This is a genomic window from Geothrix sp. (assembly GCF_030219325.1).
GTDB lineage: Bacteria > Acidobacteriota > Holophagae > Holophagales > Holophagaceae > Geothrix.
This window is the reverse complement of the sequence record NZ_CP126625.1, coordinates 1495130-1507445: the sequence shown is the minus strand read 5'-3', so window position 1 is coordinate 1507445 and position 12316 is coordinate 1495130. Positions and strand designations below refer to the sequence as shown.

At 65.2% G+C, this 12316-nt stretch carries 7 protein-coding genes; 2 read left to right on the top strand and 5 right to left on the bottom strand.

Annotated elements, in window-relative coordinates; genetic code table 11:
- Positions 1-23: 23 nt before the first annotated feature.
- Complete coding sequence (locus QOZ81_RS06750; RefSeq protein WP_291199690.1) at positions 24-2483, bottom strand: glycogen/starch/alpha-glucan phosphorylase; 2460 nt, start codon at positions 2481-2483, stop codon at positions 24-26.
- A 354-nt stretch (positions 2484-2837) separates the two neighbouring features.
- Entirely contained in the window at positions 2838-4100 is a 1263-nt protein-coding gene (locus tag QOZ81_RS06745) for a hybrid sensor histidine kinase/response regulator (RefSeq protein WP_291199693.1), read from the bottom strand.
- Positions 4101-4326: 226 nt separating this feature from the next.
- Here QOZ81_RS06745 and QOZ81_RS06740 point away from each other — a divergent pair, with 226 nt between their 5' ends.
- Positions 4327-4725, top strand: coding sequence for a bacteriohemerythrin (locus QOZ81_RS06740; RefSeq protein WP_291199696.1), 399 nt, complete (start codon positions 4327-4329; stop codon positions 4723-4725).
- A 51-nt stretch (positions 4726-4776) separates the two neighbouring features.
- On the top strand, positions 4777-5163 hold the full coding sequence (locus tag QOZ81_RS06735; protein ID WP_291199699.1) for a response regulator: 387 nt from the start codon (positions 4777-4779) through the stop codon (positions 5161-5163).
- A 13-nt stretch (positions 5164-5176) separates the two neighbouring features.
- On the opposite strand, the gene QOZ81_RS06730 is transcribed toward QOZ81_RS06735, so the two are convergent.
- The 3 genes from QOZ81_RS06730 to QOZ81_RS06720 form a co-directional block, all read right to left on the bottom strand.
- The gene (locus tag QOZ81_RS06730) at positions 5177-5623 is read right to left on the bottom strand and encodes a response regulator (protein ID WP_291199702.1); all 447 of its coding nucleotides are present in this window, start codon (positions 5621-5623) and stop codon (positions 5177-5179) included.
- Positions 5620-10296, bottom strand: coding sequence for a PAS domain S-box protein (locus tag QOZ81_RS06725; RefSeq protein WP_291199705.1), 4677 nt, complete (start codon positions 10294-10296; stop codon positions 5620-5622). The genes QOZ81_RS06730 and QOZ81_RS06725 overlap by 4 nt, the downstream gene beginning before the upstream one ends.
- A 77-nt stretch (positions 10297-10373) precedes the next feature.
- A complete protein-coding gene (locus QOZ81_RS06720; protein WP_291199708.1) occupies positions 10374-12314 on the bottom strand; it encodes a hybrid sensor histidine kinase/response regulator in 1941 nt (646 codons plus the stop codon).
- Positions 12315-12316 lie beyond the last annotated feature (2 nt).

Here is a 12316-nt window from a genome sequence, read left to right as displayed (position 1 = left end):
GAGGTTTTGAGGGGTGGATCGGGCTAGGGCAGCGGGACGGGAACGGCCGCGGCCTTCCAGATGTCCCGGGCGTATTCCCGGACGGTGCGGTCGATGGAGAACTTCCCCATTCCGGCCACGTTCAGGATGGATCTGCGGGCCCACTCCCGGGGATCCGCATAGGTGGCCGAGACCTGCTCCTGGCCTTCCAGGTACGAGGCGTAGTCCGCGCAGTGGAAGTAGTGGTCCGAATCCAGCAGGATCTGGCCCAGGGACTGGAAGCGCCCCCCGTCCAGGGTCGAGATGGTGTCGATGGCCCGCCGCAGCTCAGGGTTGGCCTGGATCCAGTTCCCGGGCCGGTGGCCCGAGTCCCGCAGCCGGACGATGCCTTCCGCCGTGTGCCCGAAGATGAAGATGTTGGCTTCGCCCACCTCTTCCTTGATCTCGATGTTGGCGCCGTCCAGCGTGCCGATGGTGAGGGCGCCGTTGAGGGCCGCTTTCATGTTGCCGGTGCCCGAGGCCTCGGTGCCGGCCGTGGAGATCTGCTCGGAAAGCTCCGCCGCCGGGAAGATCAGCTCGGCCAGAGTCACCCGGTAGTTCGGCAGGAAGGCGAGGCTGAGGCGGCCCCGGGTGGCCGGGTCGGCCTGGATCGCCTGGGCCATGGCATTCGTCAGGTGGATGATCTGCTTGGCCACCCAGTAGGCCGGGGCGGCCTTCCCACCGATCATGACCGCCCTGGGCACCCCGGCGTCGCCGCCGTCCCGCAGGCGGTTCCAGAGCGTCGCGACGTGCAGGAGGTTCAGCAGCTGCCGCTTGTATTCATGGATCCGCTTCACCTGGACATCGAACAGGAAGGCCGGATCCAGGCCCGATTCCAGGGTCTGCCCGGCCCAGGTGGCCAGTGCCTCCTTGTTGGCCCGCTTGACCTGGGTCCAGCGCTCCTGGAAGGCCGCATCACCGGCGAAGCGCTCCAGGCCCCGCAGGGCATCCAAGTCGCGGGTCCAGCCTTCACCGATGGCCTCCGTCACCAGGCTGGCCAGGCCGGGGTTGCACTTGAGCAGCCAGCGCCGGGGGGTGATGCCGTTGGTCTTGTTGTTGAGGCGGCCGGGAAAGAGCTCGTTCATCTCGGCAAAGGTGGAGGCCTTCAGGATGTCCGTGTGGAGCTGGGCCACACCGTTGACGGAGTGGCTGCCCACGATGGCCAGGTTGGCCATGCGCACGCTGTGGCCATTGTCGACGATGGCCAGGCGCTGGAGCTTGGCATCGTCGAAGGGGTAGCGCTCCCGCACCGTCAACCGGAAGCGGCGATCAACCTCCTCGACGATCTCCGCATGGCGGGGCAGCAGGTTGCGCCACAGCTCCATGGGCCAGACCTCCATGGCCTCCGGCAGGATGGTGTGGTTGGTGTAGGCGCACACCTGCTGGGTGAGGCCCCAGGCCAGGTCCCACTCGAGGCCCTCCTGGTCCAGGAGCACGCGCATCAGCTCCGGGACCACCAGCGCCGGATGGGTGTCGTTCATCTGGACGGCCACCTTGTCCGGCAGGTCCTCCCAGCGCCAGCTGGGCCGCTTCTTGAACCGGCGCACCACGTCCTGAAGGGTGGCCGACACGAAGAAGTACTGCTGCTTCAGGCGCAGCTCCTTCCCGGCGCTCTGATCGTCCGCGGGATAGAGCACCTTCGAGATGTTCTCGGAGATGGTCTTGTCCTCCACGGCCCGGACGTACTGACCCGAATTGAACCGCGCCAGGTCGAACTCGCGGCTGGACTTGGCGGACCAGAGCCGCAGGGTGTTGACCGTGCCGTTGCGGTACCCCGCGATGGGCGTGTCGTAGGCCATGGCCCAGACATCCTGGGTATCCAGCCACTCCACCCGGTAGCGACCATCGGCGTCGAAGTGGCCCTGGGTCCGGCCGTAGAAACGCACCGGAAAGATGGCGTCCGGGCGCTGGATCTCCCAGGGATTCCCGTAGCGGAGCCACCCGTCCGGGAACTCCGTCTGCTGGCCGTCGATGATCTTCTGGTAGAAGATCCCGTACTCGTAGCGGATCCCGTAGCCGTAGAAGGGCAGCTCAAGCGTGGCCGCGGCATCCAGGATGCAGGCGGCCAGGCGGCCGAGGCCCCCGTTGCCCAGCCCCGCGTCCCACTCCTGCTCCGTGATGTCCTCGAGCCGGAAGCCGAGCTCCCCCATGGCCTGGCTGTAGGCATCCCCGGCACCGAGGTTCACCACGTTGTTGAGGAGCGCCCGCCCCATGAGGAACTCCAGCGACAGGTAGTAGACCCGCTTGGCGTCCTGGCGGTAGTAGGCACTCTGGGTGCCGAACCAGCGCTCCATGAGGCGATCGCGGACGGCGAAGGCCAGCCCCTGGTAGACATCGAAGTCGGACGCCGTGTGCGAGTCCTTGGCGATCGAGTACATCATCCGGTGGGCGAAGGCATCGATGATCTCAGGCACATGCATGCCCCCGGCTCGGGGCGTGGGGATGTTTCGGGGTCCGGCAGTCATCGGCGCGCTCCCTTCGGACGGGCCACAGCCTGATCTTCACTGGGCCAGGTTCGGGCCCCTGCTGAGCCAGCAGGTAACCCGCCTATCGGAAGCCGTTCACGGGAGGGTGAAGAGTGGCATCCGGGGCAGGATGACGGGTCGACCGGGGGTCTGGGGTCGGATGAGACACGCGGTGGTCTCCCCGCTCAGCCTGGCAGGTCGGGCAATGCCCCGTGCAGGTCCAGGAGCAGACGAGACCCGGGCGCCTGAGCTCCGGCATTCGGGTCTGCGTGGGGACACGGGTGGGCATGCCCATCAGGTTACTCCGATGGCGGCTGTTCTGGCGGAAGGTGGAGATCGCCACCTGGGCGCTTCTCAGGTGACTGGATGCAGCGGCAGCCCCAGCGTGAATGTGGTCCCCTCGCCGGGCCTGGATTGGACGCTGATGCGCCCCTTGTGCTGATCGACCATCACCGCACGGGCGATGGAGAGCCCCTGGCCGGTGCCTTTGCCGACCTCCTTCGTCGTGAAGAAGGGATCGAAGATCCGGGCCTGGATATCGGGGGGCATCCCCGCACCGTTGTCGGAGACCTCCACGACCACCTCGTCCCCGATCCGCTGCGTCCGGATGACGATGCGTCCCGGGGTGGCCTCGCCTCTCTTCGACCGCGACTCCTCAATGGCATGGGCGGCGTTCACGACCAGGTTGAGGATCACTTGGTTGAACTCCCCCTGGAAGCAGGGCACCAGGGGAAGGTCCGTCGCGAAGTGGGTCTCCAGGACCGCGCAGTATTTCCAGGCGTTGTTGGAGACCGTGAGGGTGCTCTCGATGGCCTTGTTGAGATCCACGGCCTGGCGGATCGCGTTGCCTGGATGCGAGAAGTCCTTCATGGCCGACACGATCTTGGAGACCCGGGCGACGCCGTCGAGGGATTGCTGGATGGCCTTCGGGATCTCGAGGCTGAGGTAGTCGAGATCCAGAGCCTCCAGCCGCCGCTGCAGGTCCTCGGGCGCCGGGACCCGCCCCGCCGCGAAACCTTCGAAGAAGGCGATCAGCTCGGTGAAACCCTGTCCCAGGAACTGGCAGTTGTCCCCGATGAACTGGATGGGCGTGTTGATCTCGTGGGCGATCCCCGCGGCCAGCTGGCCGATGGCCTCCATCTTCTGGGCATGGCGCAGCTGGATCTCCATGGCGGCCTGGGACTTTTTCAGAGCCAGGCCCGCCGAGCGCCGCTCGATGGCATAGCGGGCCATGCGCCGCATCCCATCCGGAGGGATCCGGCCCTTCATGAAATAGTCATGGGCCCCCTCCCGCATGGCCTGGAGGCCCAATTCCTCATCCGCCACGCTGGTCATCACCAGCACGTTCGCGTCCCTGGCCTTGGCCTGCACGGCGATCAGGGTATCCAGGCCACGGGAGTCCCTCAGGTGGAGGTCCAGGAAGACCAGGGCGAACCCCCCTGCCTCCAAGAATTCCAGGGCCTGTGCGAGGGTCTTGGCCCGCTTGATCTCGCCGAAGCCCGCCTTGGGTGACAGGAACCCCGCCAGCAGGTCCGAAAAATGGGGGTCGTCCTCCACGATGAGGATTCCATCCCCGGTGTCGGGAGGCGGCGCGGGGCGTTCCGAGGCGTTGGACACCGGCGTTCTCCGGCGTGGAGGAGGGTCGCTGAGGGGGTTCCTGGAGTGCTTCATCGGCTGGCCGACCCACCGGTGTTAGAAGCCCGGCTTTCCGCTCCTTTCCCCGCCGCGAAGTATCTGCTCCCTATTATTCAGTTCGCCGTTCCTGCCCCCGATAACGAGAGGGAGATCAGGCGCGCCCGAAGAGTGGGATGCATCCGCGCTCATGGGATCTGGGGAGGCGGCCATGCCCTTTGCCACATTCACGGAGGACCTCCGGCTCGGCCATGAGCGGATCGACGGCCAGCACGCCGCCCTGTTCGAGGCCGTGAACCAGCTCCATGAGGCGCTGCGCCTCGGAAGCTCGCGCCATGAGCTCGCCGGCATCCTGGCGTTTCTGCGGACCTACACCGTCGAGCATTTCCAGACGGAGGAAACCTTCATGCGGGACACGGACTACCCGGGGGTGGTGGCGCACACGGCCGAACACGACGACCTGGTCCGCCAGGTCAAGGAGCTGGAAGAGAAGCACGCTGCCGGATCCATGACGCTTTCCCTGACCGTGATGGCCTTCCTGAAAGACTGGCTCGAGCATCACATCCGCGAGGTGGACCGCAGACTCGTCACACACCTCAATACCCGGTAGGACCTTGGATCTCTTGCCAGTCGGCCCATACTTCGAGCAGGAGCCCGACCCGTGGCAGTCATTGCGATCGTGGACGACAGCAGGCTGGCGAGGTCCTTCGTGGCCGCCTCACTGAAGCAGACCGGGCACGAGGTCGCTGAAATCGAGCCCGTCAGCCTCGGCCAGGTGCTGGAGTCCCTGCGAGACCTGAGGCCGGAGCTCCTGGTGCTCGACCAGCAGATGCCCACCTTCTCAGGTTCCAGCCTGGTCCGGGCCTGCTTCGAAGATGACCTCCTTTCCACGGTGAAGGTCATGATGCTCACGGCCCACCGGAATGAGGACCTGGAACACCGCATGGAGAAGCTCGGCGTGCACGCCGTCCTGCACAAGCCCATCAGCCCCGTGGACCTCAACACGGCGGTGGCCGCCCTCATCGGGGAGGCTGGATCCGAGTCCTAGGCCTCGTTCCGGTTCACAGCCTGATCGGCGGCGCCTCGTTCACCACCGCCCAGAAGGCGCCCAGGGAGGACACCGCATGCACGAAGTCTGCGAAGTTCACGGGCTTCACCACGAAGGCGTTCACGCCATGGTTGTAGCTTTCGATGAGGTCGGTCTCCTCCCGCGACGAGGTGAGGATGACCATGGGGATGGTATGGAGCCTGGGATCCGACTTGACGATCCTCAGCACCTCCAGGCCGTCCACGCGGGGCATCTTGATATCCAGGAGGACCAGGACCGGGTTGACCGGATCACGACCGGCGTAGGCGTCCCTGCAGTACAGAAAATCCAGGGCCTCCTGGCCGTCCTTCAGCCAGATCACCTCGTTGGCCAGGTTCCTCTCCCCGAGGGCCTCCAAGGTCAGTTCGGCGTCATGTGGATTGTCTTCCACCAGAAGGATCTTCTTGAGGTCGATTCTCATGTCCCCGCCTCCTTGTCGCATGGCAACGTGAAGTAGATGGCCGCCCCCCTGCCGAGTTCTCCTTCGGCCCAGGTCCTGCCGCCATGCCGGGCGACGATGCGGCGCACATTGGCCAGGCCCACCCCCGTCCCTTCGTATTCCTCGATGGCATGAAGACGCTGGAACAGGCCGAACAACTTGTCCACGTATTTCATGTCGAATCCGGCGCCATTGTCCCGGACGCTCACGGTCCATCCGTTGTTGTCCTGGGAGGTCCGTGCATCCACTTCGATCAGGGCGGTTTCCACATGCCTGGAGTATTTCACCGCGTTGGAAAACAGGTTGGCGAAGACCTGGCGCAGCATCGCGCGGTCTCCGGTGACCACCGGCAGGTCGCCGACGCGCCATTGGATGGCTCTTTCCGCCGGCAGGTCCCTGGAGAGCTCTTCGATGGCCTCCTGGGCGAGCCGTTTCAGGTCGACGCTCTGCTTCATCATCTCCGCGCGTCCCATCCGCGAGAAGGAGAGCAGGTCGTCGATCAGGCAGCCCATCTTCTGGGCGGAATCCGACACGACTTTCAGGTAGTGCCGGCTCTTCTCGTCCAGCCCATCCATTTCCCTCTTTCCAAGCAACTCCACAAAGCCCGTCATGTGCCGCAAGGGTGCCCTCAAATCGTGGGAGACGCTGTAGGAAAAGGCCTCAAGCTCCTTGTTGGCGGCTTCGAGCTGCACCGTCTTGACGGACAGTTCCCGGTTCAGCGCAAGGTTGGCCATGTCTGCTTTGATGCGCGCGATGACCGGAGCAGCCCTGGAGGCGAGCGTCTCGAGGGCCTCCCTCGTGGTCTCCGGCACCGATGGCAGCGTGAAGGAGCCCGCACTCAGGCAGCCCAGGACGGTTTGTGAGGCGCGAAGGGGAACGACGGCCAGGGCCTTCAAGTGGCCAGGGCCGGCCTCGCCGCTTCCGGGGGGAGCCGGGAGTGTGACGTACGCAGGCCGGCCGGCCAACACCAGGCTGGCGTCCAGCGAAGGCCGCTCGAACGGGGAGGAGCTCTTGATGAAATCCTCGGGAAGGTCCTTGGCGATCAAGAGCTCGAGGCACTCTGCCGCCTCATCCACGGCGTAGATGCCTCCGCAATCCAGGCCGGAAATTTCGATCGCCGCATCCAGGAAGGCGGAGTAGGCGCCCATGAGGTCGGTGTGGCCCCCCAGAAGCTGCACCAGGTCGCTCTGGATGGTCTTGATGGCCTCGCTTCTCTTCCGGGCTGTGATGTCCTGGAAGACCCCGCCCACCCGGGCAATCCTCCCGTTCTCCCGGTAGCCCTTCCCGATGGCCCTTACCCAAATGCGGTTCTGTTTCGCAGTTATGAACTCCAGTTCCTCATCGAAGGGCGTCCCGTCCTCCATGGCCGATCTCACGGCCTCCGAAATGATGGGAGCAGATTCCGGAGCATAGAACCGGAACCCCTCTTCCACCGTCGGCTTGTAGTCGGTTCCGATTTCATGGATGGCATAGGTCGTTTCCGTCCAGGTCAATTCGCGGGTGCCGAGGTCGATCTCCCAGCCGCCAATCCGGGCCAACCGCCCCGCTTCATCCAGGATCGCGGTGGTCCTGGCCATGGCGCGTTCAGCCTGCCGCCGTTCCGTGATGTCGCGGGCCGCTGCGAAGATGCCCCCGATCTGGCCATCCTTGTTCCGGTAGAGCGAGGCGTTGTAGAGAACCGCCATGACACCACCGTCCCGGTGCTTGATGGAGAGCTCGTAGTCCCTGACCATTCCCTCTTCGAAGACCTTTTCGTAGCCTGCCCTGGCCTTGCCAGGCTCGGTGAAGTAGCTCGTGAAGTCCGACCCGATCAGGCCCTCACGCGAGACACCAGTGGCCCTGACGGTCGCATCGTTGACATCCTGGATCCTGCCATCCGCCGCGATGGTGACCAGGGGATCGAGGCTGGCCTCGAGGAGGCTGCGGTTGTAGGCACTGAAGGCCTGGATCGCCTCCTCGGCCTTCTTCTGCGCGGTCACGTCCTCCGAGACCATGAGGAAATGGGGGAAGTTGTCCCGGATGAACCTGGTGATCTGATATTTCATCCAGATCTCGCGGCCGAAGGTGGTGACCAGTCTGACAGTCTCACCCGCGTCCGCACCGGTGGAGAGCACCCCGTTGACCTTCTCCATGAGTCCGTTCTCATGCCAGGAGGCGAGATCGTGGAAGTTGAGGCTCTGCATCGTCTCGAGGGAGGCCCCGGAGATCCGGGCGATGGCCTCATTGGCGAACACGCAGGGCCCATCCGCCCGGCAGGCGAACATGCCCAGGGGCGAGGCGGAAATGATCTTCTGATTGAGCTCGAGAGCCTCCCTGAGCTCCCCCTCGATCCTCTTCATGTCCGTCACGTCCCGGGCGGCAGCGAAGACCCCGGCCACTTGACCTTCCTTGTTCCGGTACACCGAGGCGTTGTAGAGGACCTGCCGGGTCTCTCCCACCCGGTGCCTGAGGGCGAGGGGATAGTCCCGCACGAACCCATCCCGGAAGACGGCTTCGTAGCCTGCCTTTGCCTTGTCCGGATCGGTGAAGTAGTCGGAGAAATCGGAGCCGACGAGCTCGGCGCGGGAGGCCCCCGTGGCCTTCACCGTCGCCTCGTTGACATCCTGGATCCGGCCATCCAGGCCGATGGTGACCAGGGAATCAAGGCTGGCTTCCAGAAGGCTGCGGTTGTAGGCGTTGAGGTCGTTCAGCTTCGCCGTGCGCTCCTGGACGCGGTGTTCCAGGTCCTTGTTGAAGGCGAGGATCTCGGCCTCGGCCAGCTTCCGCTCGGTGATGTCGGTGACCGAACCGATCCATCGGATCGGGACTCCTTCCGCGTTCCTGGCAGCCGCGCCCCGGGCGGACCACCACCGGTAGCTTCCGTCCTTCCGCCTGACGCGGTATTCGACGATATAGGGTGAGCAGCCCTCCAGGCGGGCCTGGATCGCCGCCATCGTCCGGCCCAGGTCCTGTGGGTGGAGGGATGACGTCCATCCGTCCAAGGTCCGGGGGAACTCTCCCGGGTCATAGCCGAGCAGCGCATCAATGTTCCCGAACCATTCGACGTTCTGCTTCAGGTCCCATTCATAGACCACGTCGTTGGCAGTCTCGGCGGCCATCCGGAACCGCTCCTCGCTCGCACGCAAGGCTGCTTCGGCCTGCTGACGCTCCTGTTCACTTCCCTTCAGCTTGGTCTGCGTTTCCGACAACCAGCCCAGTACGCTGTTCTCCAGGCCCGCCCGCACCGGGATGTCTTTCGAGAAGTCCCCGGCTCCGAGGGTGGCGATCTGCCGATACACCTCGTCCACCGCACCCCCGAGGATGTCGCCCAGGGCCCGGTAGGTGCGCCAGAGCACGAAGGCCAAGCCGAAGCCGAACGCCGCCAGGAGGTAACGGAAGATTGTCGCGGTGTTCTCCGCCGCCTGGACATGGGCAAGGGTGCGCTTGTCCACCAGGTTCAGAAAGTCGAGGATCGGCACCATGGTGGCCGCTTTGGCCTCGTGGTACCGGGCGTCATACAGCATCCTGCGGGCCTTCGCCCGGTCAGCGTCCGCCCCTGGCCCTGAGGACTCGGCCAGGGCCATCGCCTCGGATTCCAGGGTGGCGGTCTTGTCCGAGTTGGCCTTGGCCTCCAGCAACAAGCGGAATTCCTCGCGGGTGAACCCGGTCTTCCGCATCGACTCCAGCAGTGGCACAGCCTGTCCATCGCCGCGCGGCGCCGGGCCATCCCCAAGCACCAGATCCCAATAGGGCCTCTGATAGTGCTCGGGCCGGGGTTTCTCCCCCTCCCGGATGGCCAGGATGTCCCGGAAATGACGCTTGTAGGCAGCATCACCGGTCATCACGTAGGTCCTCGCCATCCGTGTGAGATCGTCCGTGGACTGGCGCAGCTCATCGGCCATGAGCATGGACTGCAGGCGCAGAGTATTGGACCGGTCGACCTGATTCTCCGCCCGGACGTACAGCGCGAAGGATACGGCCAGGGCGCCGAAAGAACCCGACAGCCACCAGAGGTAATTGGAGAATTCGGCCAGCCGTGGACTCAGGGCCTCCCGCCAGGAGGCCTGGATGATGGCAAGGCCCAGCACTGCGAACAGCGTCGCGGTGGGAAGCGCCATCATCGTCAGACCGCCCCAGCCATAGGTCCGGAGGACCGGCGTGAAATACGAGAAGATCTCCACCAGCGCCAGCGTCGTCACCAGGGACCCGACGATGACGGAGAAGACCCGGGCCCTCCGCATGGCGTGCCAGCCTTCGGCGAGCCGGGCCGCTGCAAGGAGAAGGAAACTCACGGCCGTGTCCGGCGCCATTCGGCCTGGATTGGACGTCCCCACCGCCCCGGCCGGTTCCTTGAACAGCCACTGATCAAAGCCCGGATTCCAGCCGAGGGCGTACTCGCACAAGGTCAGCAGACCGATCAGACCGGCAAGCAGGGCGCAGGCCTGTGAGAGATAGAAGACTGCGGATGGTTTCCGAGGGCTGGGCGACGGCGCCTGGGGGGAAGACAGCAGCATCGCGCTTCCCATCAGCAGGAACGCAAGGGCCGTGTTCGGCTTCATGCTTACCCAGCCCGGGAGGAGGCTCTTCAGGACGACGACGTCGGCGGCCCAGCCCACCAGCGCCATGCCCCCCACTGCCACTGCCAGTGCGCCTGCGACAAGGTGCCTGATCTTCATCGCCAGCTCCCTTCTCCGTTACGCGTGCGTGGCGCCCCCCGGGAATCCAGAGGGGCATGGTGGGAGTCACCCCGGGATCATCGAGGCGTCTCCAGGGGGGTTCGGGTCAGTTCGGGAAGCACCCGCAGGATGGCCTTGGCGATCTCCCTGGTCGACATGGGCTTGGTGAGACAGGCCTTGAAACCGGCCTGCTCGATGCGGGGCGTGAGCACCCCCATGTCGGGATCTCCGGACAGCAGGATGATCGGGACATCGGGCCGGATGGTCCAGAGGGCCTTGGCCAGCTGGAGCCCAGACAGGCCAGGCATGACCTGGTCCGTGAGGACCATCTGGAATGCCCGGGGGTGCGCCGCGAACGTACGCAAGGCCAGCTCTGGGTCGGTGAAGGGCGAGACCTCGAACCCCATCTGGATCAGGTTGGCGCACACGGCCTCCACCAGAGCCGATTCATCATCCACCAGGAGGATGTGGCCCTGGCCCCGCACCGATCCGTCCTCGCTCGGGGAAGGCTGATCGGAGGCCTTGACCGAGAGAGGCAGATACACGCTGAAGGAGGCCCCGGCGCCTGGCTGGCTGGTGACCTTGATCCCGCCTCCCGCAGCGCACACGATGCCGTGGGTCACCGACAAGCCGAGGCCCGTGCCCTCGCGCGGTGGCTTGGTGGTGAAGAAGGGCAGGAAGACCTTGTCCAGATGCTCGGGAGGAATGCCCCGGCCCGTATCGGTCACCTCCAGATGGAGATACTCGCCTGCTTCGAGCTGGACATTCATGGCGCAGTCGGTGGCCGGGAGCCGTTCCCGCCTGAGTTGCACGATGAGCTTGCCGGCGATGCCCCGCATGGCGTGGCTGGCGTTGGTGCAGAGGTTGAGGATGATCTGGTGCAGCTTGGTCGGATCCACCTTGGCGAAGGCCCCCTTCGCGTCGAGGCCCACCTCGAACCGGATGGAGCTGGGCACGGTGGCCCGCAGCAGCTTGAGGGACTCCGAGAGCAGGCCCTGGACTTCGATGGGCGCCTCTTCTTCCTCGCTTTTCCGGCTGAACGTGAGGATCTGGCGAACCAGATCCCGGGCCCGGTAGGTCGAGGCCTGGATGATCTCCAGGTCATGCTTGAGCTTCGGGTCCCCCACGGCACGGGTCAGGCCGAGTTCGGCGTGACCGAGAATCGGCATCAGGATGTTGTTGAAGTCGTGGGCGATGCCGCTGGTGAGGGTGCCGATGGTCTCCAGCCGCTGCGTCTGCTCCAGGAAGCCCTGCAGCTGCCGTTCCAGGGTGATGTCCCGGGCGGTGCACAGGTAGTTCTGCAGATCTCCGCTGGTACTGAACACCGGGGCGATCACCGCCTCGGCATCCCAGGGGGTTCCGTCCTTCCGGCGGTTCACGATGTGGCCCCTCCAGGTCTCACCGCTGAGAAGGGCCTCCCACATGCTGTGGTAGAAGGCCATCTCATGCTGGCCGCTCTTGAAGATCCGCGGGTTCTGGCCGATGAGTTCCGCGCGGGAGAAGCCCGTGACCGCCGAGGCCGCAGCGTTGGCGTAGAGCATCACGCCGTCGCGATCCGTGATGACCACCATGTCGGGCGTCTGCTCCATGGCCGTGTGCAGCAGCCTCAGCTCCTCCTCGAACCCGCGCTGCTTCCGGCGCAGGTCCGCGTCCTTCATCTCGCGCTCGATGGCGGGAACCAGGCGCGACAGGTTGCCCTTGAGCAGGAAGTCATTGGCCCCGTTCCGCATGGCTTCGACGGCGGCCTCCTCGTCAAGCACGCCGGACAGGAGGATGAAGGGCAGGTCGGGATCCCTCTCCCGCAGGCAGGCCAGGATTTTCAGGCCATCAGTCCCGGGCAGGCTGAAGTCGGACAGGACCAGATCCCAGGGTTCCGTCCCGAGCGCGGCGGCAAAACCCTCCATGGAATCCACCTGGAAGCTGGTAAACGCGATCCCGTGGCTTCTCAGGTGCATCAGGATCAGCTCGGCATCCTCCAGGGAGTCTTCAACCAGAAGCAGACGGAGGGCGGAATTCATCG

Excerpts from the sequence above, each read along its gene's own strand:
- QOZ81_RS06730 (WP_291199702.1), bottom strand. The coding sequence starts at position 5,623 with ATGAGAATCGACCTCAAGAAGATCCTTCTGGTGGAAGACAATCCACAT.
- QOZ81_RS06725 (WP_291199705.1), bottom strand. The coding sequence starts at position 10,296 with ATGAAGATCAGGCACCTTGTCGCAGGCGCACTGGCAGTGGCAGTGGGG.
- QOZ81_RS06750 (WP_291199690.1), bottom strand. The coding sequence starts at position 2,483 with ATGACTGCCGGACCCCGAAACATCCCCACGCCCCGAGCCGGGGGCATG.
- QOZ81_RS06740 (WP_291199696.1), top strand. The coding sequence starts at position 4,327 with ATGCCCTTTGCCACATTCACGGAGGACCTCCGGCTCGGCCATGAGCGG.
- QOZ81_RS06720 (WP_291199708.1), bottom strand. The coding sequence starts at position 12,314 with ATGAATTCCGCCCTCCGTCTGCTTCTGGTTGAAGACTCCCTGGAGGAT.